Genomic DNA, 22582 nt, shown 5'->3' on the forward strand with positions numbered 1-22582 from the left:
ATGCAGCTGGTTCTAGGCCTTCACAATTTGCGGCCCCAGCATCGGGGCTGTGTCGCCACTATTGGCAACTTTGACGGTGTACACCGTGGTCACCAGGCAATCCTGGGCCGGCTGCGTGAGCGTGCGCTGGAGTTGGGCGTGCCCAGCTGCGTGGTGATTTTCGAGCCGCAGCCGCGCGAGTTCTTTGCCCCGGACACGGCGCCGGCACGTCTGGCCCGGTTGCGCGACAAGCTGCAACTGCTGGCTGACGCCGGTGTCGACCGGGTGCTGTGCCTGGCGTTCAATCAACGCCTGTGCAAGCTCAGCGCCGCCGAATTTGTCGATACCATCCTGGTCGACGGCCTGGGTGTGCAGCACCTGGAGGTCGGTGACGACTTCCGTTTTGGCTGCGACCGCGTCGGCGACTTTGACTTCCTGCAACAGGCCGGGCAGATGCAGGGTTTTACCGTCGAGGCGGCGCAAACCGTCGAGCTTGACGGTGTACGCATCAGCAGCACGAAGGTGCGTGATGCCCTGGCTGGCGGCGATTTCGCCCTTGCAGAACGCTTGCTGGGACGTCCTTTTCAAATCGCTGGCCGGGTATTGCACGGGCAAAAACTGGCGCGCCAACTGGGCACGCCGACCGCCAATATCCAGCTCAAGCGTCGTCGTGTACCGTTGACCGGGGTGTTCCTGGCCAGCGTCGAGATCGATGGCAAGACCTGGCCCGGCGTCGCCAATATCGGCGTGCGGCCAACCGTAGCAGGGGATGGCAGCGCCCATCTTGAAGTACATCTGTTGGATTTCGCCGGCGATCTGTATGGTCGGCGTTTGAACGTGGCATTCCACCACAAGCTGCGTGATGAGCAGCGTTTCGCCTCCCTGGAGGCGCTCAAGACGGCGATCAATGCGGACGTCGCCGCCGCCCGAGCCTATTGGCTGGGTCAACCGCTTAAAAAGAGCCTGAAATGACCGACTACAAAGCCACGCTAAACCTCCCGGACACCGCCTTCCCAATGAAGGCCGGCCTGCCACAGCGCGAACCGCAAATTTTGCAGCGCTGGGACAGCATTGGCCTGTACGGGAAGTTGCGCGAGATTGGCAAGGATCGTCCGAAGTTCGTACTTCACGACGGTCCTCCGTATGCCAACGGCACTATCCATATCGGTCATGCGCTGAACAAGATCCTGAAAGACATGATCATCCGCTCCAAGACCCTGTCGGGTTTTGACGCGCCGTATGTGCCGGGCTGGGATTGCCACGGTTTGCCGATCGAGCACAAGGTTGAAGTGACTCACGGTAAAAACCTGCCTGCGGACAAGACCCGCGAGCTGTGCCGTGCCTACGCCACCGAGCAGATCGAGGGCCAGAAGTCCGAGTTCATCCGTCTGGGTGTGCTGGGTGACTTTGCCAACCCGTACAAAACCATGGACTTCAAAAACGAAGCCGGCGAAATCCGTGCCCTGGCCGAAATCGTCAAGGGCGGTTTCGTGTTCAAGGGTCTCAAGCCGGTGAACTGGTGCTTCGATTGCGGTTCGGCCCTGGCCGAAGCTGAAGTTGAATACCAGGACAAGAAATCCGCGGCCATCGACGTTGCCTTCCCGGTTGCCGACGAGGCCAAACTGGCCGAGGCCTTTGGCCTGGCAGCCCTGAGCAAGCCGACCGCAATCGTTATCTGGACCACCACCCCGTGGACCATTCCGGCCAACCAGGCACTTAACGTCCACCCGGAATTCACCTACGCGCTGGTCGATGTGGGTGACAAACTGCTGGTCCTGGCTGAAGAGCTGGTCGAGTCGTGCCTGGCGCGCTACAACCTGCAAGGTTCGGTGATCGCCACCACCACCGGTTCGGCGCTGGAGCTGATCAACTTCCGTCACCCGTTCTACGACCGCCTGTCGCCGGTTTACCTGGCCGAGTACGTCGAACTGGGCGCCGGCACCGGCGTGGTTCACTCCGCCCCGGCCTACGGCGTAGACGACTTCGTGACCTGCAAAGCCTATGGCATGGTCAACGACGACATCATCAACCCGGTGCAAAGCAATGGCGTGTATGTGCCATCGCTGGAGTTCTTCGGTGGCCAGTTCATCTGGAAGGCCAACCAGAACATCATCGACAAGCTGATCGAAGTCGGCTCGTTGATGTTCACCGAAACCATCAGCCACAGCTACATGCACTGCTGGCGCCACAAGACCCCGCTGATCTACCGCGCTACCGCGCAGTGGTTCATCGGCATGGACAAGCAGCCGACCACAGGCGATACCCTGCGCGCCCGTGCGCTGCAGGCTATCGAAGATACCCAGTTCGTACCGGCCTGGGGCCAGGCCCGCCTGCACTCGATGATCGCCAACCGTCCGGACTGGTGCATCTCGCGTCAACGCAACTGGGGTGTGCCGATCCCGTTTTTCCTGCACAAGGAAAGCGGCGAACTGCACCCGCGCACCGTCGAAATGATGGAAGAAGTGGCCAAGCGCGTTGAGCTTGAAGGTATCGAGGCCTGGTTCAAGCTGGACGCCGCCGAACTGCTGGGCGACGAAGCGCCGCTGTACGACAAGATCAGCGACACCCTGGACGTATGGTTCGATTCGGGCACCACGCACTGGCATGTACTGCGCGGCTCGCACCCTATGGGTCACGAGACCGGCCCGCGTGCCGACCTGTACCTGGAAGGCTCCGACCAGCACCGTGGCTGGTTCCACTCCTCGCTGCTGACCGGTTGCGCCATCGACAACCACGCGCCGTACCGCGAGCTGCTGACCCACGGTTTCACCGTGGACGAGGCTGGTCGCAAGATGTCCAAGTCGTTGGGCAACGTGATTGCACCGCAAAAGGTCAACGACACCCTGGGCGCCGACATCATGCGTCTGTGGGTTGCCTCGACTGACTACTCGGGTGAAATCGCGGTTTCCGACCAGATCCTGCAGCGCAGCGCAGATGCCTACCGGCGTATCCGCAACACCGCACGCTTCCTGCTGTCGAACCTGACCGGCTTCAACCCGGCCACCGACATCCTGCCTGCCGAAGAAATGCTGGCACTGGACCGTTGGGCGGTGGACCGCGCCCTGTTGCTGCAGCGCGAGCTGGAGCTGCATTACGGCGAATACCGCTTCTGGAACGTGTACTCCAAGGTGCACAACTTCTGCGTGCAGGAGCTGGGCGGCTTCTACCTGGACATCATCAAGGACCGTCAGTACACCACTGGTGCTGACAGCAAGGCCCGTCGTTCGTGCCAGACCGCGCTGTTCCACATCTCCGAGGCGCTGGTGCGCTGGATCGCACCGATCCTGGCATTCACTGCCGACGAGCTGTGGCAATACCTGCCGGGCGAGCGCAACGAATCGGTCATGCTCAACACCTGGTATGAAGGTCTGAGCGAGCTGCCGGAAGGCACCGAACTGGATCGCGCCTACTGGGAGCGGATCATGGCGGTCAAGGTTGCGGTCAACAAGGAGATGGAAAACCTGCGTGCAGCCAAGGCCATTGGCGGCAACTTGCAGGCGGAAGTCACCCTGTTCGCCGAAGATGCCCTGGCAGCGGACCTGGCCAAGCTGAGCAACGAACTGCGCTTCGTGCTGATCACCTCCACCGCCAGCGTTGCACCCCTGGTGCAGGCTCCAGCGGATGCCGTGGTGACCGAAGTCGCCGGCCTCAAGCTCAAGGTGGTCAAGTCGGCCCACGCCAAGTGCGCCCGTTGCTGGCACTGCCGTGAAGACGTCGGTGTGAACCCGGAGCACCCGGAAATCTGCGGTCGTTGCGTCGACAACATCAGCGGCGCCGGTGAGGTACGTCACTATGCCTAATACCAGCACTACCGGGCGCTTCGGGCGCCTGGGCTGGCTCTGGTTGACGGTGCTGGTCCTGGTCATCGACCTGACCAGCAAGGTCTACTTCGACAACGCGCTGCAGATGTACCAGCAGATCGTGGTGATCCCGGACCTGTTCAGCTGGACCCTGGCCTACAACACCGGCGCGGCTTTCAGCTTCCTGGCCGACAGTGCTGGCTGGCAGCGCTGGCTGTTTGCATTGATCGCGGTGGTGGTCAGTGCCGTGCTGGTGGTCTGGCTCAAGCGTCTGGGGCGCAATGACACCTGGTTGGCCATTGCCCTTGCCCTGATCCTGGGTGGCGCGCTGGGTAACTTGTATGACCGTATTGTTTACGGCCATGTAGTCGATTTCATTCTGGTGCATTGGCAAAATCGCTGGTACTTCCCTGCGTTCAACTTCGCCGACAGTGCGATTTGCGTAGGTGCCGTGATGCTGGCGCTGGATATGTTCAAAAGTAAAAAGTCCGAGGAAACCGCTCATGACTGAGCAGCGTATTGGTCAGAACACGCAGGTCACGCTGCATTTTGCTTTGCGTCTGGAAAACGGCGACACCGTCGACAGCACCTTCGACAAGTCCCCGGCCACCTTCAAGGTCGGTGATGGCAGCTTGCTGCCAGGGTTTGAAGCGGCGTTGTTCGGTTTCAAGGCGGGTGACAAGCGCACACTGGAGATTCTTCCGGAAAACGCCTTTGGCCAGCCAAACCCGCAAAATGTGCAGATCATTCCGCGTTCGCAGTTCAAGGACATGGAGTTGTCGCAAGGCTTGCTGGTGATCTTCAACGACGCGGCCAACACCGAGCTTCCGGGTGTGGTCAAAGAGTTTGATGACGAGCAGGTCACCATTGATTTCAACCACCCGCTGGCAGGCAAGACCCTGACCTTCGACGTGGAAATCAAAGACGTTCAAGCGCTGTAATTCAGTGCCCGGCTGTGGCCGGGCCTGATTGGCATTATTTTTCTGCGCGTCCCACGAGGCCCAGCATGCATATCAAACTCGCCAACCCCCGTGGCTTCTGCGCCGGGGTGGACCGTGCGATTGAAATCGTCAATCGCGCTCTGGAAGTATTCGGTCCGCCTATCTATGTTCGCCACGAAGTGGTGCACAACAAATTTGTCGTTGAAGACTTGCGCTCCCGCGGCGCAATCTTTGTCGAAGAACTGGATCAGGTGCCGGACGACGTCATCGTCATCTTCAGTGCCCATGGCGTTTCCCAGGCTGTGCGTACAGAGGCTGCGGGTCGCGGCCTTAAAGTTTTTGATGCGACCTGCCCGCTGGTCACCAAGGTGCATATCGAAGTGGCGCGCTACAGCCGTGACGGCCGTGAGTGCATCCTGATTGGCCATGCCGGTCACCCGGAAGTCGAAGGCACCATGGGCCAGTACGACGCCAGCAATGGCGGCGCGATCTACCTGGTCGAAGATGAAAAGGACGTCGCCAACCTGCAGGTCAAAGACCCGGAAAAACTGGCCTTTGTAACCCAGACTACCTTGTCGATGGACGACACCAGCCGAGTGATCGACGCCCTGCGTTCGCGCTTCCCGGCCATTGGCGGGCCGCGCAAGGATGATATCTGCTACGCCACGCAAAACCGTCAGGACGCGGTCAAGCAACTGGCCGACGAGTGCGATGTGGTGTTGGTGGTGGGCAGCCCGAACAGCTCCAACTCCAATCGCCTGCGTGAACTGGCTGAGCGCATGCAGACCCCCGCCTACCTGATCGACGGTGCCGAAGACCTGCAAAAAAGCTGGTTCGACGGTGTGAAGAGCATTGGTATCACAGCAGGTGCTTCGGCCCCTGAGGTGCTGGTGCGTGGCGTGATCCAGCAATTGCATGCATGGGGTGCAACCGGTGCCGATGAGCTGGCCGGCCGTGAAGAGAATGTTACGTTCTCCATGCCCAAAGAGTTGCGCGTTCGCGCCATCACCTAAGCGTGCCAGCATAACGCCTGTGCAGTTTTATCGCTGCGCAGGCTAATGCGCCCGCTCTTTGCCAGCACCACTTGATAGTGGCTCTGTGCAGTCCTTGCCTGACAAACATGCAGTGTGCCTGCTTGAAAAGCGCCCCCAATCAGCTGGGGTTCGCCCAGCGGGTTAAACCGCACATACTGTTTAACCGGTGCATTGCCCGCAATGGGTATGCGTCCGCTGCCCTGTGATTCGACCAGCACCGGGTTGCTCTTGTCCAGGTGGCCTTGCCCGCTCACGTCCAGAATCGTCCGCCAGCCTCGGCCCCAGTTATTTTCGCGTGGATAAACCACTACATATTGCTGTCGCAGTAGTGCTTGGGCGCGGGCGTTGCGCAGGCTGCTGGCCAGTTGTTCGGCAGCGACCTGGCGCTGTTGATGCTCGATAAGGGTGTTATAGGCCGGGCTGGCAAATCGGGCCGTAATCGCCACGATCATCAGCGTCAGCAGCAGTTGGGTCAAACTCATGCCACGTTGATGCACCTTGTCCTCCCTGGACCTTGCAGGTGTGTTTTCTCGGTATAGCTGAGCCTGGCGCTGCAGGTTTCAGGCAATGGTTTCATCATGTTTTCTGACTCTTAATTGCTCACGAAGCCAGGTGAAAAATCGGTTCGGCTTGCTTGGCTTCGTCCTACCTTGCAGCGCCGTGGAGGAGGCTAGGCTTTTATCTGGGCGGCACAGGGCGTGCCGTCGACTTTTCTGATATGGACGATTCGGATGCCTCGATTAGATAAAAGCCGGCAACGCGGGATGAGCTTGATCGAAGTGCTTATCGCGCTGTTGATTCTGTTTATCAGCCTGTTGGGCTCTGCCGGTATGCAACTCAGTGCCTTGAAGCACACGGCCAGCGCGCTGATAACTACCCAGGACAGTTTTATTGCCTACAGCCGGCAGGAGCAGGTCCGCGCGCAGACGGGTTCATCATGAGCAGCCCGCGTTCAGGTTTTGGCCTGATTGAACTGATGGTGGCCCTGGCCCTGGGGATGCTGGTGGTACTGGGCATGACGCAGTTGTTTGCAAGCAGTCGCGAGGCTTATCTGGGCCAGCAGTCGTCGGCCATGCTGCAAGAGGATGCGCGCTTTGTGCTGAGCAAACTGGCTCGGGAGATTCGCATGGCGGGCATGTTGGGCTGTCTGTCGGCCGATCATATTGTTGATGCGCCTGCGGCGTTCAAGACCCCGGTTTCCTGGCAAGGGGGGGTATTGCGCATGATCAGTTCAAGCGCAGGCCTTCAGTCTGCCAAACCGGACTGGACAGTGGTTTCGGACTGTACAACCGTCGCCAGGGCCTACCCCGGGGCAAGGTTGAGCTTGGCGCCGGGTGAAACAGCGTTCCCCCTGCGTGAGTTGTTTTATCGTTTTGAGCAGGGGCAGTTGAAGGTCGGGCCCAATAAAACGGTGCTGCTCGACAACGTGGCGGCATTTGACGTGAGCTTTGGCGTGGCTGATTCGGCAAGTGCGCACTCTGCGCTGCGTTATGAGCGTCACCTGGTCAAGGGGAGCCGGCTGCGCAGCATCCGTATCGGCCTGACATTGCGCGACCGCACGGGGCGGGCCAAAGACCAGGCCTATCAGCTGGAAGTCGCCTTGCGTAACCGCCTGGCTTAGGGGGGCTATGCCTGTGTCATTGAATTATCAGCGCGGCATGGCACTGCTGGTCAGCCTGGTAGGCATGGTACTGCTCGGCCTGATCGGGATGGCGGCGATGGTCAGTGCGACGCAACAGGAAAAAATGGCAGCTGGCGTTCAGCACGCCAACCACTCATTTGAGGCGGCGGAAGCGGCGCTTGGCAGTGGCGAAGCGTGGCTTCACAGCGCATGGGCCAGGCTTTTGCCCTGCGCCTCGCCTGCAAGCTGCAACCCGCCCCTGGAAGCACGCACCCAGGCGGTGGCGGGCATTGATCCTGTATCCAGTGTGCTTTGGGTCAGTGTTGCGGATGGGTTATATGGCGTCCAGAACCTTGGCCCAAGCATTACCCCGGCCCATTTGCCAGCGACCACCACGACGGGTTTGTATCGAGTGACCGGCATTGGCTGGCATGGGCAATCACGCACGGTGCTGGAAAGTATCTATGCGCGTTATCAGGGGTCGGATAACACTTCGCAAGCGAGTGTTGCCCCGGTTTTTCAACGGGTCATGTGGCGGCAGCTGCAATAGGAAGCACCCAATGTATCGACCTGCAGCAGGTTTTACCCTGATCGAACTGATGATCGTTGTGGTGATCATCGGTATCCTTGGTGCATTCGTTTATCCGTTGTACGGCGATTATGTAAAGCGGGCCTATCGCTCTCAAATCATCGTCCTGATGATGGAGCAAGCCCAAAGTCTTGAGCGCTTTTACACCAGGAACGCGGTATACAGCGGTGTGAAAGGCCTCAGTTCAGGTAATCAGCACTACCACATAAGTGCAGAGCTTGCCGATCACGGCTACCGGCTGGAGGCGACTCCCAGGCAAGGTTCGGCAATGGCTGGGGATCCGTGCGGGAGTTTTACGCTGGCCCACACCGGTATGGCAGCAATAACCCAGGCCGCCCCTGGCCTGACACTGCAGCAGTGTTGGGGGCGCTAACGATTGATTTTGAATGACGGGCTGGATTAACAGATGGCTAGGCAGCAACGGGTGGTGATTGTCGGGGGCGGGGTTATTGGCCTGCTGACTGCGTTTAATCTGGCTGCGGATGTAGAGCAGGTGATTGTGCTGGAACGTGGTGGGGCAGGGCAGGAGTCCTCCTGGGCGGGCGGAGGTATTGTTTCGCCGCTTTATCCGTGGCGCTACAACCGTGCCGTTACGGCACTGGCGCATTGGTCACAGGACTTTTACCCGCAATTGGCCAAGCGTTTGTTTGCCTCGACAGGGATTGATCCTGAAGTACACACCACCGGGCTGTACTGGTTGGATCTGGACGATGAGGCCCAGGCGCTGGAGTGGGCTGGGCGCGAAGGGCGACCACTGGCTGCGGTCGATATGTCGGCGGTTCATGATGCGGTGCCCGTCCTGGGCAGCGGCTATGCGCACGCAATTTATATGGCCAATGTGGCCAATGTGCGTAACCCGCGGCTGGTCAAATCACTGAAGGCTGCGTTGCAGGCCATGCCGAATGTCACTGTGCATGAACAGTGCGAGGTGCTCGGGTTTGTGCGCGAGGGCGACAGGGTGTGCGGGGTCAATACGGCCCGGGGTGAGATTCGCGGTGATGAGGTGGTGTTGTCGGCGGGTGCCTGGAGCGGCGAATTGTTGAGCGGGCTGGGGCTGGAGTTGCCTGTGGAACCGGTCAAGGGCCAGATGATCCTGTACAAGTGCGCGGCTGACTTTTTGTCGTGCATGGTGTTGGCAAAAGGGCGTTATGCCATTCCGCGTCGCGACGGTCATATCCTGATCGGCAGCACGCTCGAGCATGAAGGCTTTGATAAAACCCCGACCCTCACGGCCCTTGAGAGCCTCAAGGCTTCGGCAGTGGAATTGATCCCGGCCTTGGCCGATGCGCAAGTGGTTGGGCACTGGGCCGGGCTACGGCCGGGCTCTCCCGAGGGCATTCCGTATATTGGCCGGGTAGCGGGCTTTGACGGCTTGTGGCTTAACTGCGGGCATTACCGCAACGGGCTGGTGCTGGCGCCGGCGTCCTGCCAGTTATTTGCAGACTTACTGCTGGGGCGTGAGCCGATTATCGACCCGACGCCTTATGCGCCAGCGGGGCGGGTCTGATCATTGGTAAACAAAAAATCCATGTAGATACTCTGTTGCAGGTCAAGCCCAGCCAAAAGCCCCTCACCCTAGCCCTCTCCCGGAGGGAGAGGGGACTGACCGCACGTGGCCTCAAAATCTCCACAGATCAGCTCCCTCTCCCTCCGGGAGAGGGTTGGGGTGAGGGGCTTTCAGCCATCACTTTTTCCCCAACTGGTAGCTGCCTCGTTCCTTCGGCACTGCTACGAAGATCTCGTGTAGTTGCGAATTGGGTTTAACCCCTTGGCTTTGGCCCTTGCTCCAGATGCTGTTGGGTGCAATACCATTCCTGCCGCTGGCTGAGGGCGCGGTCACGGGGCAGGTGTACGCCACAGTGGGCGCAGCGCACCATTGGCTGAGCGCCCGGGTCGACCGGCTTTTTACTCTCGGCCATGCCGGCCTTGTATTTGCGCCACAGCCAAACACCCGCAGCAATCAGCGCAGCCCAGATCAGTAAACGAAGCATGGTTATTCGCTATTCGAGAAAAGATGCACCAGTTTAGCCAAGGACCTGGCAGGCGCACAGCGGCAAATCAAACATAAAAAAAGAGCCCCGCAGGGCTCTTTTTTCAGGCGCTGAACAATCAGTCGAACAGGCCCAGGGTCATGTAGCTGAACCACGAACGGCTTTTGCCTGGTGCCTCTGGCTCTTCGATGATGTTGCCATCGGCATCTTTTGGCTTCAGCTCGGCCGGGATTGCATCCTTGGCATCCTGATACTGCTTTTGGATGTCCATGTTTGCACGGGTTTCACCCGGTGGCAGCGGTGTGCTGGATTCGATCAGGCCCAGCGTGGCCTTGCTCAGCCACGAGCGGTTATCCGAGTCGGAAACCTGCGGCACAAACTGGCCGTCTACCAGGCTCGGGTGGTCCGGGTAGTTGGTCTTGAGCACTTCAAGGCTGGTGCTGGCCAGCTGGTCGAGGTGCATGCGCTGGTAAGCCTCGACCATCACCGCCAGGCCGTCGCCGACCGAAGGGGTTTCCTGGAAGTTTTCGACCACATAACGACCACGGTTGGCGGCGGCTACATAAGCCTGACGGGTCAGGTAGTAATCGGCTACGTGGATCTCATACGCGGCCAGCAGGTTGCGCAGATAAATCATGCGCTGCTTGGCGTCGGGTGCGTAGCGGCTGTTGGGGAAGCGGCTGGTGAGCTGGGCGAACTCGTTGTAGGAGTCGCGTGCAGCGCCCGGGTCACGCTTGGTCATGTCCAGCGGCAGGAAGCGCGCCAGCAGGCCCACGTCCTGGTCAAACGAAGTCAGGCCCTTGAGGTAATAGGCGTAATCAACGTTGGGATGCTGTGGATGCAGACGGATAAACCGTTCGGCAGCCGACTTGGCCGCTTCGGGCTCGGAGTTCTTGTAGTAGGCATAAATCAGTTCAAGCTGGGCCTGGTCGGCGTAGCGCCCGAACGGGTAGCGTGACTCCAGGGCCTTGAGTTTGGCGGTAGCACTGGTATAGCTGTGGTTGTCCAGGTCGGCCTGTGCCTGCTGGTACAGCTCGACTTCGCTGAGGTTTTCGTCAACGACTTCTTTAGTCGACGAGCAAGCGGCGGTCAGTGCGAGGATGGCGATCAGCAGCAGGTGTCTCACTTGCATGGCGGCTTGCGTCCCTATGACGGCCGCTGTCTTGGGCGGGTCCGTCCTGTTATGATGAGTGCCCCGTGAAAAGCCTCGGGGCAAAAGACGCCGTATTTAACCACAAGCGCGCAGCCGAAACCAAAGGCTTGGCGCGGTCCTGATGAGCATGTCCGAGAAAATTCAACTTCGCGAAGAGGTGCCGTCCGAACTGGGTGGCCAACGCCTCGATCAAGTCGCCGCACAATTATTCGCTGAGCACTCGCGCTCGCGCCTTTCCGCCTGGATCAAAGACGGCCGCCTGACTGTGGACGGAGCCGTCATACGCCCCCGTGACATCGTGCACGGCGGTGCCATCCTGGAGCTGACTGCAGAGCAGGAAGCCCAGGGTGAGTGGATCGCTGAAGACATCCCCCTGGACATCGTCTACGAAGACGATGACATCCTGGTCATCAACAAGCCTGCGGGCCTGGTGGTGCACCCGGCTGCAGGGCATGCCAGCGGTACTTTGCTCAATGCCTTGCTGCACCACGTACCGGACATTATCAATGTGCCGCGTGCGGGGATCGTGCATCGCCTGGACAAGGACACCACCGGTCTGATGGTGGTCGCCAAGACCATCCAGGCGCAGACGCAACTGGTTACACAGTTGCAGAGCCGCAGTGTCAGCCGTATCTATGAGTGCATCGTTATCGGTGTCGTCACCGCCGGGGGCAAGATCGACGCGCCCATCGGCCGTCACGGCCAGCAGCGCCAGCGCATGGCGGTTATGGAAGGCGGCAAGCAGGCGGTGAGTCATTACCGTGTGCTTGAGCGTTTCCGTTCCCACACCCATGTGCGGGTCAAGCTGGAAACCGGGCGTACGCACCAGATCCGTGTGCATATGTCTCACATCAACTTCCCGTTGGTCGGAGACCCTGCCTACGGCGGTCGCTTCCGTATTCCGCCGTCTGCCAGTGTGACGATGGTCGAGTCCCTGAAAAACTTCCCGCGTCAGGCGCTCCATGCTCGTTTCCTCGAGCTGGATCATCCGACGACCGGTAAGCGCATGAGCTGGGAATCGCCTCTGCCAGACGACTTTGTCTGGTTGCTGACGTTGCTCAAGCAAGACCGTGAGGCATTTATCGGGTGAATACCTTCCTGATTCCTGACTGGCCTGCGCCGGCAGGCATCAGGGCCTGTGTGACCACCCGTGCGGGCGGCGTCAGTGTGGCGCCGTTCGACAGCTTCAACCTGGGCGACCATGTGGGCGACGATCCAGTTGCCGTTGCACACAATCGCCAACGCCTTACCCATATTTTTGACGTACAGCCCGCCTGGCTTAGTCAGGTTCACGGGGTTGTGGTCGCACCTGCCAATCCGCAGCTGATAGTCGAAGCTGACGCCAGCTGGACTGCAACACCTGGAATTGCCTGCACGGCAATGACGGCGGATTGCTTGCCTGCGCTGTTTTGCGACCGTGCCGGTACCCGTGTTGCAGCCGCCCATGCCGGCTGGCGCGGGCTGGCGGCAGGCGTGCTTGAAGCCGCAGCGCAAAGCCTCAATGTAGAGCCCCGGGAGATTCTTGTGTGGCTTGGCCCGGCCATTGGCCCCAAGGCGTTTGAGGTCGGGGGCGAGGTGCGGGAGGTTTTTATCAAAGATCTGCCCCAGGCTGAAGCCGCCTTTGTGCCCAGCATCAATGCCGGGCGTTATATGGCTGATATCTATGAGCTGGCGCGTCTGCGCCTGGCCCGTTTCGGTATCACGGCTGTGTACGGTGGCGGTTTTTGTACCGTGACCGACCCGCGTTTCTTCTCCTATCGGCGCAGCCCCAATACTGGCCGTTTCGCATCACTGGTCTGGATCGAAAGACCGTCCAGCTGATCCAGGTCATTCGACCAACGCTTGAAACTCTCGTAATCGCCCGCATCTACTATGGTATCTGGCAGGTTTCTTCATTCAGGAGTTTCCATCCCTCCGGCCTGCTCATAAGGAAGGTGACGAATGCGTATAGATAGATTAACCAGCAAGTTGCAATTGGCGTTGTCCGATGCCCAGTCATTGGCCGTTGGCCTCGATCATCCGGCGATCGAGCCCGCGCACTTGATGCAGGCATTGCTGGAACAGCAGGGCGGTTCAATCAAGCCGCTGCTGATGCAAGTCGGTTTCGATGTAAACAGCCTGCGTAAAGAGCTGACCAAAGAGCTGGATCAACTGCCAAAAATCCAGAATCCTACTGGCGACGTGAATATGTCGCAGGATCTGGCGCGTCTGTTGAACCAGGCAGACCGCCTGGCGCAGCAAAAGGGCGATCAGTACATCACCAGCGAAGTGGTATTGCTGGCCGCGATGGACGACAACAGCAAGCTGGGCAAGTTGTTGCTGGGCCAGGGTGTGAGCAAGAAAGCCCTGGAAAACGCCATCAACAACCTGCGTGGCGGCGAAGCGGTCAATGACCCCAACGTTGAAGAGTCGCGCCAGGCGCTGGACAAGTACACCATTGACCTGACCAAGCGCGCCGAAGAAGGCAAGCTCGACCCGGTTATCGGTCGTGACGATGAAATTCGTCGCACCATCCAGGTCCTGCAGCGCCGTACCAAAAACAACCCGGTACTGATCGGTGAGCCTGGCGTGGGTAAAACCGCGATTGCCGAAGGTCTGGCACAACGGATCATCAACGGCGAAGTGCCTGACGGTCTTAAAGGCAAACGCCTGCTGTCGCTGGACATCGGTGCGTTGATTGCCGGTGCCAAGTTCCGCGGTGAATTTGAAGAGCGTCTGAAAGCGGTGCTCAACGAGCTGTCGAAACAGGAAGGCCAGGTCATCCTGTTTATCGACGAATTGCACGTCATGGTCGGCGCCGGTAAAGGCGAGGGCGCAATGGATGCGGGCAATATGCTCAAGCCTGCATTGGCTCGCGGTGAGTTGCACTGCGTGGGTGCGACCACGCTCAATGAGTACCGCCAATACATCGAGAAGGACGCAGCACTTGAGCGTCGCTTCCAGAAAGTACTGGTGGACGAGCCGAGCGAAGAAGACACCATCGCGATCCTGCGTGGCCTCAAAGAGCGTTATGAGGTTCACCACAAGGTGGCGATTACCGACGGCGCGATCATTGCCGCGGTCAAGCTCAGCCATCGTTACATCACTGACCGGCAGTTGCCTGACAAGGCGATTGACCTGATGGATGAAGCGGCCAGCCGCATCCGCATGGAGATCGACTCCAAGCCTGAGGTGCTGGACCGTCTTGAGCGTCGCTTGATTCAACTCAAAGTTGAAGCCCAGGCGCTGAAGAAAGAAGAAGACGAGGCAGCGAAAAAACGCCTCGAGAAATTGCAGGAAGAAATCGAGCGTCACGAGCGTGAATACTCGGACCTGGAAGAAATCTGGACCTCGGAAAAAGCCGAAGTGCAGGGTTCTGCCCAGATCCAGCAGAAAATCGAGCAGGCGCGCCAGGAGCTTGAAGTGGCCCGCCGCAGCGGTAACCTCAACCGCATGGCCGAGTTGCAGTACGGGATCATCCCTGATCTGGAACGCAGCCTGCAGATGGTCGACGAGCACAGCGAAAAAACTGAGAACCAGTTGTTGCGCAGCAAGGTGACCGAAGAGGAAATCGCTGAAGTGGTATCGAAGTGGACGGGTATTCCGGTCTCCAAGATGCTCGAAGGCGAACGCGACAAGCTGATGAAAATGGAAAGCCTGTTGCATGAGCGCGTGATCGGTCAGGACGAGGCGGTTGTGGCGGTGTCCAACGCTGTGCGCCGTTCCCGTGCCGGCCTGAGTGATCCGAACCGGCCAAGCGGCTCGTTCATGTTCCTCGGCCCGACCGGTGTGGGTAAAACCGAGCTGTGCAAAGCGCTGGCCGAGTTCCTCTTTGATACTGAAGAGGCGATGGTGCGGATCGATATGTCCGAGTTCATGGAGAAACATTCCGTGGCTCGACTGATTGGTGCGCCACCAGGCTATGTGGGTTACGAGGAAGGCGGTTACCTGACCGAAGCGGTACGGCGCAAGCCTTACTCGGTGATCCTGCTGGATGAGGTCGAGAAGGCCCATCCGGATGTGTTCAACGTGTTGCTGCAAGTGCTGGAAGACGGTCGCCTGACTGACAGCCATGGTCGCACCGTAGATTTCCGCAACACGGTGATCGTGATGACCTCCAACCTGGGTTCTGCACAGATCCAGGAGCTGGTGGGCGATCGCGAAGCGCAACGTGCAGCGGTGATGGATGCGGTCAGCACCCACTTCCGTCCGGAGTTTGTGAACCGGATCGACGAAGTGGTGATCTTCGAGCCTCTGGCCCGTGATCAGATTGCCGGCATCGCCGAGATCCAGTTGGGTCGTCTGCGCAGCCGTCTGGCGGAACGTGACCTCAGCCTTGAGCTGAACCAGGATGCTCTGGACAAGCTGATTGCGGTGGGTTACGACCCGGTTTATGGCGCACGCCCTCTGAAACGGGCGATCCAGCGCTGGATCGAAAACCCGCTGGCGCAACTGATTCTGTCCGGTCAGTTCTTGCCAGGCACCACCGTGACAGCCAGCGTGAAGGACGACGAAATCGTCTTCGCATAAGGTTTGAAGGCGGTGTTTTAAGAGAGGCCTCGCTTTGCGAGGCCTTTTTTTTCTAGGGTGTTGATCTGTAAGGAAAACGCTTGTAATATGCGCCCCGCAGCAAGCAACCCGGAACGGCAACTTGGCCCAAACCGAGACGCCCGCTAGAAGAGCTAAGTAATTGTCTTCTAACGAAAAATAAGGGTTGACAAGGCTTCTAAAGCTTGTAGAATAGCCGACCTCAGAGACGCCAACGCAGCGATGCGTAGAACTCGAAGAGTGTTGCAAAGCAGTAAGGCAACAACGTTACAAATTGAAATATGTAGTTCCGCGATAGCTCAGTTGGTAGAGCAAATGACTGTTAATCATTGGGTCCCTGGTTCGAGTCCAGGTCGTGGAGCCATTTTCAAGCCGGGGTATAGCGCAGTCCGGTAGCGCGCCTGCTTTGGGAGCAGGATGTCAGGAGTTCGAATCCCCTTACCCCGACCATTTTTGGGTCGTTAGCTCAGTTGGTAGAGCAGTTGGCTTTTAACCAATTGGTCGTAGGTTCGAATCCCACACGACCCACCATTTTTGGCTCCAGTTCGCTGGGGTTAGATCTTAAGATCAGAGGCCAAAAGCACTGATCGAAGAAGGCGCCTCTTGAAGGTGCTTTTTTTTACCGGGGTATAGCGCAGTCCGGTAGCGCGCCTGCTTTGGGAGCAGGATGTCAGGAGTTCGAATCCCCTTACCCCGACCATTTTCTGCCCGGCAGTAATGGGTGTAGAAAATAAGGCGCTGATGCCAGTCGCATCAGAGGCCATAAAAGAGCGTCCGCAGGGGCGCTTTTTTATTTACGTTTTAATTGAAGTATGTAGTTCCGCGATAGCTCAGTTGGTAGAGCAAATGACTGTTAATCATTGGGTCCCTGGTTCGAGTCCAGGTCGTGGAGCCATTTTCAATGTACTTTTGGGTCGTTAGCTCAGTTGGTAGAGCAGTTGGCTTTTAACCAATTGGTCGTAGGTTCGAATCCCACACGACCCACCATTTTATAAAAAAAGCGTCCATTGGACGCTTTTTTTATGCCTGCAATAAACGCAGCCCTGTCGCTGCCTTCGAGCCGCAATAACTACACCCGCGCGTAGCAGCTGCCGAGGTTATTGCTTCAGCTTGGGTTTGCAGCCTTGTTGTCCGCGTCCTGAAGATCCTGCAGCGCGGCCGAATACTGATCTGCTTCTGCCTTGGGCACCATCTGCCATGACGGCTTGCGCAATGCATAGAAGATAAACGGCGGCACGCCTGCCACGATCAACCCCAGCAACAAGATCCCCGCATATTCGAAAAACGGCATGCTGCTGAAGCTGTTGGGCGGTATAAAGCCGAAAATCAGTGCTACGCAGGTCGAAAATAACCCCAGATAACACCAGCCGTGCAGGCCCTTGAGCACATAGCCACGTTTTACATTGGGCTGTGTTTTGCGCAACTTCATGGCCGCCATAAACATAAATACGTAAATGATCAGGTACATCAGTGCTGCCATCGCACTGATCATCCAGAAGGCATCAGATACGTTGTCGAGAAAGATGTAAATCGTCGACAGCAAGGTGACGATAATGGCCTGTAAATACAGAATGTTTTTTTGCACGCCTTTTTTGTTCACTTCCTGCATTACCGGAGGCAGCATCCCGGCCTTGCCGACAAACAGCAAGCCGGTAGACGGCCCGGCAGTCCAGGCCAGTACGCCGCCCAGTGCACCGATAATCAGCAAGATGGCCATGATCGGGGTGGCCCACGGCATGTCGAAACCCTGGAAGAACGCCGCGTAAGCCTGGATAACCCCGGCGGTGAGGCTGGTTGAGTCCGCAGGGACCACCAGCGAAATCGCCACGGTAGGCGGGATAAATACCAGCAGGATCATAAAGAAGGCCAGCAGAATCGCCCGTGGCATTTCCTTTTGCGGGTTACGCAATTCGCGCGCGTGAATGGCGTTCATTTCGATACCGGCAAACGCCAGGAAGTTACTCACAATCAGGACCAGCCCGGTGATGGCGCCGGTAAATTCCTGCCAGAAGTCCGGGTGCAGGTTGCGCGAGCCGGATTTGACCGTGGAGTGGGTATCGAAAATGGCCGGGATCAAGGCATCCCAGGTCAGTGGCGTTGCCGATTTATGCCCCAGCACCAGCCAGGCCACGCCCAGCAAAACCAGGAGCGCGGCGGGCAATGCAGTGCCCAGCAGCATGAACCAGGACGTCAGTTTCGACAGTGCGGTCAGCCCGTTCAGTGCCACAAATGTCGATAGCCAGTACAAAACAATGATAACTGCCGCAGTAAATACCCCGCTTTTGGCCAGCTCCGGGTTGATCAGATAGGCCATGGTGCTGGCGCCAAACCCGAGCACGATGGGGTACCAGACCACCACTTGCACCCACATGAACCACATGATGAAAAAGCCCGGACGGTCGCCATAGGCTTGCCGGACCCAGCCATAAATTCCGCCGTTCCAGCCTGTGCCCAGTTCAGAGGCGACCAGGGAGACCGGAATGAAAAACAGCAGTGCCGGGATGACATAGAGAAACACTGAACCCAGGCCATAAACGGCCATGCTGGGCAACGAACGAATACTGGCAACAGCGGCAACCATCATGAAGCAGATGGTCAGCCAGGACATGTAGGTTTTAGCTTTGCTGGTGGTAGCCATAATTAGTCCGCCCCCTTACGCGAATTCGTGCAGCAGGCTCAGGTTGAGCGTGCGGCTAAGGTATTCGGCAGCCAGTTGACCGCGAACGCTGTTACCGGCCACATCCAGCGGCGGGGCAAAGGCGGCGATGGCGCACACGCCCGGAACCACAGCCAGAATCCCGCCGCCGACCCCGCTTTTGCCCGGTAAGCCGACTTTGTAGTACCAGTCCCCCGTGGTGTCATACAGGCCATTTAAGGTCATTTCGGAGAGGATTGGCGCCACGTTCCTGGCCTGCACCGCGCGTTTTCCGGTAATCGGATTGACGCCGCCATTGGCCAGGGTAGCGCCCATGATCACCAGGTCATGGCAGGTGATCGCCACGGAACATTGGCGGGTGTAGACGGCACACACTTCCATCGGGTCGGCGTGCATATAGCCGTAACTCTGCAGCAGCCAGGCAATGCCGCGGTTGTGCTGGTTGGTCTTGGCTTCGGACTGATACACCTCGTCGTTGACTGTCAGCCCGCGCCCGGCGAAGAGGTTGTAGGTCGTCTGGATCTGGTCCCAACGGGCTTGCGCCGTGTCGGCCTCAAGCAAGCTGACGGTGGCCATCGCCCCTGCATTGACGAATGGGTTGAGGGGTCGGCCCTTGTGCAATTCCAGGGCAATCACCGAGTTGAACGGCTCGCCGGTAGGGTCGCAACCGATTTTGCTGCGCAAGGCTTCAGGCCCCACTTCATCGAGCACATGGGCGAGGGTGAAAACCTTGGAAATCGACTCGATGGCGAAGGCATATTCGGTATCGCCCACCTCGGCATGGGTGCCGTCGCAGAACATGATGCTGATGCCGAAAAGATGGGATGGCACTGAGGCCAGGTAAGGAATATAGCTGGCATTCTTGCCGTGCTGATTGCTGGCAAACCGTTGCAGGGCTTGGTCCAGCGCCTGTTTTACCGTGGTGTCGACGGTCGTGGGTCTTTGCTTCATCGTGCTCGCTCCGTGAGTACTTTCAAGATCCGAGACTATAGATCGGAAAATGCACGATGGTCGGAAATCGGACGGCAGACCTCAAATGCTTGTCTATGCTGGCTTGGCCGAAGTTGAGCCAGAGTGACCAGGGCGGGCTCACAGGTTGACCACTACTCAAGGAGAGTTCATATGGCACTGCACCGTATCAAGCGCAACAAGGACGTCGATCCCGTATTTGGTTCTTCTGCGCTGGCTCATGCCGCTGCGATCAAGCTGTTCCCCGAGGCTGAGCAAGCGCCAGGGGAGGTTTATCAACTGGTCCACGATGAGTTGTATCTGGATGGCAACTCCCGGCAGAACCTGGCGACCTTTTGCCAGACCTGGGAAGAGGATGAGGTCCACAAGCTGATGGACCTGTCGATCGACAAGAACATGATCGACAAGGATGAGTACCCCCAGTCTGCGGAACTGGAAAATCGCTGTATTCATATGCTGGCGGACTTATGGCATTCGCCGGCTGCGGCCACCACCATCGGTACTTCCACGGTCGGTTCCAGTGAAGCCTGCATGTTGGGTGGCCTGGCTGCCTTGTGGCGCTGGCGTGCGGTGCGCAAGGCGGCAGGCAAGCCGACCACTGCACCGAATATGGTGTGCGGCCCGGTACAGGTGTGCTGGCACAAGTTTGCCCGTTACTGGGATGTCGAGATTCGTGAAGTGCCAATGTCTGAAGGCCATTGGTTCATGACTCCCGAGGACATGCTGGAGAGGGTCGATGAAAACACCATCGTGGTGGTACCGACCTTTGGCCAGACGTTCACCGGCCTGTATGAAACCGTAAAGCCGTTATCCGATGCCCTGGATGATCTGCAAAAAAGCACCGGGCTGAACGTTGACCTGCACGTCGACGGCGCAAGTGGCGCGATGTTGGCACCCTTTTGTGCGCCGGACATTCTTTGGGATTTCCGCGTGCCGCGGGTCAAGTCCATCAGTACCTCCGGGCACAAGTTCGGCCTGGCGCCACTGGGCGCAGGCTGGGTAGTGTGGCGCGACGAGAAGGAGCTGCCTGAAGGGCTGGTGTTCCATGTGAATTATCTGGGGGGCGATATGCCAACGTTCGCCCTGAATTTTTCACGCCCGGCCGGGCAGATCATCTCGCAGTACTACAACTTCTTGCGCCTTGGGCGTGAAGGTTATGAGCGTATTCATTCCGCCTGCTACCAGACGGCGCAGTTTCTCGCGGCTGAGCTGGTCAAGGTCGGGCCGTTCGAGATGCTCTATAACGGTGACCCGCAGTTGGGGATTCCGGCGTTGACCTGGCGTCTGAAGCCGGGGGCGAAAACTTCTTACTCGCTATATGACCTGGCAGACCGGTTGCGTACCCGTGGTTGGCTGGTGCCCGCGTACAGCTTGCCGGCAAATGTCGAGAACGTCGTGGTGCAGCGGATTTTGGTGAAGCAGGGTATGTCGATCGACATGGCCAAGTTGTTGCTGGAGGATTTTGTGCGCGCGGTGCAATTCTTTGATGAGCATCAGCCCCACGGCTTTAAAGGCCGTGAAGCCGAGGCGGGGAATCACGCAGGGCGTTAACCCGCCCCGCAATTCTATGGTGCGCTGCAAGCCGCTTTCGTAGCAGTTGCCGAGCTTGCGAGGCTACGCCCGATTGCGAAGCAATCGTAAACACTGAGTGCAGGGTGTAACTGACACTCCATAGTGCTTGATTTTACGACTGCTACGCAGCCGGACGCAGGCTCGCAGGCTCGGCAGCGGCTCCAAGCGCCACGGTGTTAATGCAGTTTCAGGCGCGGCTCGGTGCCGCGTCCGATTCTGCTGCCCAGCATCAGCATCAAGGTGCGGAAGGTGCCATACAGTGCCATCTGGTGCATGCGGTACAGCGAGATGTAAAACATCCGCGCCAACCAGCCTTCCAGCATGACCGTACCCATCAGGCTGCCCATCAAGTTACCCACAGCCGAAAAGCTCGACAGGGAAATCAGCGAGCCATAATCGCGGTAGGTGTAGTCCGGCAGCTGAGTTTTACCTTCAAGTCGCAATTTCAGCGACTTGGCCAGCAACGACGCCTGCTGGTGAGCGGCCTGGGCGCGAGGCGGCACCAGCTTGTCGGTGCCTGGTTGCGGGCAGGCAGCGCAATCGCCAAAGGCAAAAATATTGTCGTCACGGGTGGTTTGCAGGGTAGGGCGGACCACCAGCTGGTTGATGCGGTTGGTTTCCAGGCCCGCGATGTCCTTGAGAAACCCTGGCGCACGAATCCCCGCAGCCCAAACCTTCAAACTCGCAGGAATCACCTGACCATCTTTGGTGATCAAGCTGTCAGCTGTGACTTCGCTGACGGCGGAGTTGGTCAGCACTGTGACCCCGAGCTTCTCCAGGGTTTTATGCACAGGCCCGCCAATACGGTCCGGCAGGGCAGGCAGTACCCGTGGGCCCGCTTCGATCAGGGTGATATGCATGTTTTCCGGTTTGATCCGGTCCAGGCCGTAGGCTGCCAGTTCGTGGGCGGCATTGTGCAGTTCGGCTGCCAGTTCGACCCCGGTTGCGCCTGCACCGACAATGGCCACGCTGATCTGTTCGAGCGCATCGCTTTGCCCGGCGTGGGCACGCAGGTAATGATTGAGCAATTGCTGGTGAAATTTTTCGGCCTGCTTGCGGGTATCGAGGAACAGGCAGTGTTCGGCCGCGCCTAGGGTGCCGAAGTCATTGGTGGTACTGCCCACCGCAATCACCAGGGTGTCGTAAGCCAGCTCGCGGGCAGGCACCAGTTCCTCGCCATTTTCGTCGAGGGTTGCCGACAATGAGATCTTTTTCAGTTCGCGATCGAGACCGCTCATGCGGCCCAGCTGGAATTGAAAGTGATTCCATTTGGCCTGGGCGACGTAGTTGAGCTCGTCTTCCGATGAGTTCAGCGAACCGGCAGCGACTTCATGCAGCAGCGGTTTCCAGATATGGGTCAGGTTGGCATCGACCAGCGTGACGCTGGCCTTGCCGCGCTTGCCCAGAGTCTTGCCCAGGCGGGTCGCCAACTCCAGGCCGCCGGCGCCGCCGCCGACGATAACAATACGATGGGTCATGGGTATCACTCACAAGGCTTGAAAAGAATTCTGTGCCTGAGGGTGCCTGGGCGAGCGCAACGCAGCTCATAGCGCCAGGTAACTCAGGAGGCGGCTCAAAAGGCCCATGCCGATGACCGCAACCACCACGATGGCAAGGAGCAGCCAGGGCCTGAAAGGCCGGCGCTCAACCTGATTTTGTGGCAGTTGAAGGTACTCTTCGACACGCTTCAGATCATCGGGGTTCAGACGGCTGGGCATATTTTTGGCCTCGTCAAATAGACGTTGCAGGG

The 22582-nt window shown here is 58.6% G+C and carries 21 protein-coding genes and 6 tRNA genes; 20 read left to right on the forward strand and 7 right to left on the reverse strand.

All coding sequences use genetic code 11. The features are described 5' to 3' along the window. The 5 genes from ribF (at position 1) to ispH (ending at position 5733) form a co-directional block, all read left to right on the forward strand. Positions 1-951 (forward strand): bifunctional riboflavin kinase/FAD synthetase, encoded by a 951-nt coding sequence (ribF, locus tag AB3G35_RS06430; protein ID WP_369782392.1) that lies wholly within the window; start codon positions 1-3, stop codon positions 949-951. Next, a complete protein-coding gene (gene ileS / locus AB3G35_RS06435; RefSeq protein WP_088378939.1) occupies positions 948-3779 on the forward strand; it encodes an isoleucine--tRNA ligase in 2832 nt (943 codons plus the stop codon). The genes ribF and ileS overlap by 4 nt, the downstream gene beginning before the upstream one ends. Continuing rightward, a complete protein-coding gene (lspA, locus tag AB3G35_RS06440; protein ID WP_016779423.1) occupies positions 3772-4290 on the forward strand; it encodes a signal peptidase II in 519 nt (172 codons plus the stop codon). The genes ileS and lspA overlap by 8 nt, the downstream gene beginning before the upstream one ends. Continuing rightward, positions 4283-4720 (forward strand): FKBP-type peptidyl-prolyl cis-trans isomerase, encoded by a 438-nt coding sequence (gene fkpB / locus AB3G35_RS06445; protein WP_086795845.1) that lies wholly within the window; start codon positions 4283-4285, stop codon positions 4718-4720. The genes lspA and fkpB overlap by 8 nt, the downstream gene beginning before the upstream one ends. A gap of 65 nt (positions 4721-4785) precedes the next feature. Further along, entirely contained in the window at positions 4786-5733 is a 948-nt protein-coding gene (gene ispH, locus AB3G35_RS06450) for a 4-hydroxy-3-methylbut-2-enyl diphosphate reductase (protein ID WP_016779425.1), read from the forward strand. Here ispH and AB3G35_RS06455 read toward each other — a convergent pair. Then, a complete protein-coding gene (locus tag AB3G35_RS06455; protein WP_369782393.1) occupies positions 5730-6236 on the reverse strand; it encodes a GspH/FimT family pseudopilin in 507 nt (168 codons plus the stop codon). The genes ispH and AB3G35_RS06455 overlap by 4 nt on opposite strands. 249 nt (positions 6237-6485) lie before the next feature. Here AB3G35_RS06455 and pilV point away from each other — a divergent pair, with 249 nt between their 5' ends. Genes pilV through thiO form a run of 5 tightly spaced genes read left to right on the forward strand, consistent with a single transcriptional unit; the run spans position 6486 to position 9471 of the window. Beyond that, entirely contained in the window at positions 6486-6695 is a 210-nt protein-coding gene (gene pilV / locus AB3G35_RS06460; protein ID WP_081481015.1) for a type IV pilus modification protein PilV, read from the forward strand. Continuing rightward, complete coding sequence (locus tag AB3G35_RS06465; RefSeq protein ID WP_369782394.1) at positions 6692-7375, forward strand: PilW family protein; 684 nt, start codon at positions 6692-6694, stop codon at positions 7373-7375. The genes pilV and AB3G35_RS06465 overlap by 4 nt, the downstream gene beginning before the upstream one ends. Positions 7376-7382: 7 nt before the next feature. Then, positions 7383-7925, forward strand: coding sequence for a PilX N-terminal domain-containing pilus assembly protein (locus tag AB3G35_RS06470; RefSeq protein ID WP_106116379.1), 543 nt, complete (start codon positions 7383-7385; stop codon positions 7923-7925). 10 nt (positions 7926-7935) lie between these two features. Further along, a complete protein-coding gene (locus AB3G35_RS06475) occupies positions 7936-8337 on the forward strand; it encodes a type IV pilin protein (RefSeq protein WP_016779430.1) in 402 nt (133 codons plus the stop codon). Between the two features lie 33 nt (positions 8338-8370). Continuing rightward, positions 8371-9471 (forward strand): glycine oxidase ThiO, encoded by a 1101-nt coding sequence (thiO, locus tag AB3G35_RS06480; RefSeq protein WP_016779431.1) that lies wholly within the window; start codon positions 8371-8373, stop codon positions 9469-9471. A gap of 253 nt (positions 9472-9724) precedes the next feature. On the opposite strand, the gene AB3G35_RS06485 is transcribed toward thiO, so the two are convergent. Together AB3G35_RS06485 and AB3G35_RS06490 are read right to left on the reverse strand one after the other, a co-directional pair. Next, a complete protein-coding gene (locus AB3G35_RS06485; protein WP_016779432.1) occupies positions 9725-9955 on the reverse strand; it encodes a PP0621 family protein in 231 nt (76 codons plus the stop codon). A gap of 118 nt (positions 9956-10073) precedes the next feature. Then, positions 10074-11087 (reverse strand): outer membrane protein assembly factor BamD, encoded by a 1014-nt coding sequence (locus AB3G35_RS06490; protein WP_016779433.1) that lies wholly within the window; start codon positions 11085-11087, stop codon positions 10074-10076. A 148-nt stretch (positions 11088-11235) separates the two neighbouring features. On the opposite strand from AB3G35_RS06490, the gene rluD reads away from it, so the two are divergent. From rluD to AB3G35_RS06535, 9 genes are all read left to right on the forward strand, one after another. Further along, a complete protein-coding gene (gene rluD / locus AB3G35_RS06495) occupies positions 11236-12198 on the forward strand; it encodes a 23S rRNA pseudouridine(1911/1915/1917) synthase RluD (protein WP_029611231.1) in 963 nt (320 codons plus the stop codon). After that, complete coding sequence (gene pgeF, locus AB3G35_RS06500; RefSeq protein WP_016779435.1) at positions 12195-12929, forward strand: peptidoglycan editing factor PgeF; 735 nt, start codon at positions 12195-12197, stop codon at positions 12927-12929. Before rluD ends, pgeF begins: the two co-directional genes overlap by 4 nt. A 120-nt stretch (positions 12930-13049) precedes the next feature. Continuing rightward, positions 13050-15617, forward strand: coding sequence for an ATP-dependent chaperone ClpB (gene clpB / locus AB3G35_RS06505; protein ID WP_016779436.1), 2568 nt, complete (start codon positions 13050-13052; stop codon positions 15615-15617). Between the two features lie 306 nt (positions 15618-15923). Further along, a tRNA-Asn gene (locus AB3G35_RS06510) sits at positions 15924-15999 on the forward strand. A 9-nt stretch (positions 16000-16008) separates the two neighbouring features. Beyond that, a tRNA-Pro gene (locus tag AB3G35_RS06515) sits at positions 16009-16085 on the forward strand. A gap of 5 nt (positions 16086-16090) precedes the next feature. After that, positions 16091-16166 (forward strand) — tRNA-Lys (locus tag AB3G35_RS06520). A gap of 92 nt (positions 16167-16258) precedes the next feature. Continuing rightward, a tRNA-Pro gene (locus tag AB3G35_RS06525) sits at positions 16259-16335 on the forward strand. A gap of 119 nt (positions 16336-16454) precedes the next feature. Continuing rightward, positions 16455-16530: transfer RNA gene (locus AB3G35_RS06530), tRNA-Asn, on the forward strand. Positions 16531-16546: 16 nt separating this feature from the next. Beyond that, positions 16547-16622, forward strand: a tRNA-Lys gene (locus AB3G35_RS06535). A 118-nt stretch (positions 16623-16740) separates the two neighbouring features. On the opposite strand, the gene AB3G35_RS06540 is transcribed toward AB3G35_RS06535, so the two are convergent. Together AB3G35_RS06540 and glsA are read right to left on the reverse strand one after the other, a co-directional pair. Beyond that, positions 16741-18273: an amino acid permease gene (locus AB3G35_RS06540; RefSeq protein WP_106117485.1), complete on the reverse strand. Its 1533-nt coding sequence runs from the start codon at positions 18271-18273 to the stop codon at positions 16741-16743. A 15-nt stretch (positions 18274-18288) separates the two neighbouring features. Next, positions 18289-19242: a glutaminase A gene (gene glsA, locus AB3G35_RS06545; protein ID WP_016779438.1), complete on the reverse strand. Its 954-nt coding sequence runs from the start codon at positions 19240-19242 to the stop codon at positions 18289-18291. 171 nt (positions 19243-19413) lie between these two features. Here glsA and AB3G35_RS06550 point away from each other — a divergent pair, with 171 nt between their 5' ends. Continuing rightward, positions 19414-20811: a glutamate decarboxylase gene (locus AB3G35_RS06550; protein WP_088378950.1), complete on the forward strand. Its 1398-nt coding sequence runs from the start codon at positions 19414-19416 to the stop codon at positions 20809-20811. Positions 20812-21008: 197 nt separating this feature from the next. On the opposite strand, the gene AB3G35_RS06555 is transcribed toward AB3G35_RS06550, so the two are convergent. Then, on the reverse strand, positions 21009-22310 hold the full coding sequence (locus tag AB3G35_RS06555) for an NAD(P)/FAD-dependent oxidoreductase (RefSeq protein ID WP_134049263.1): 1302 nt from the start codon (positions 22308-22310) through the stop codon (positions 21009-21011). 66 nt (positions 22311-22376) lie between these two features. Further along, positions 22377-22550, reverse strand: a complete 174-nt coding sequence (locus AB3G35_RS06560) for a DUF3094 family protein (RefSeq protein WP_016779441.1) — start codon at positions 22548-22550, stop codon at positions 22377-22379. Positions 22551-22582: the final 32 nt, after the last annotated feature.

This window comes from Pseudomonas sp. WC2401 (assembly GCF_041200115.1).
Taxonomy (GTDB): domain Bacteria; phylum Pseudomonadota; class Gammaproteobacteria; order Pseudomonadales; family Pseudomonadaceae; genus Aquipseudomonas; species Aquipseudomonas fragi.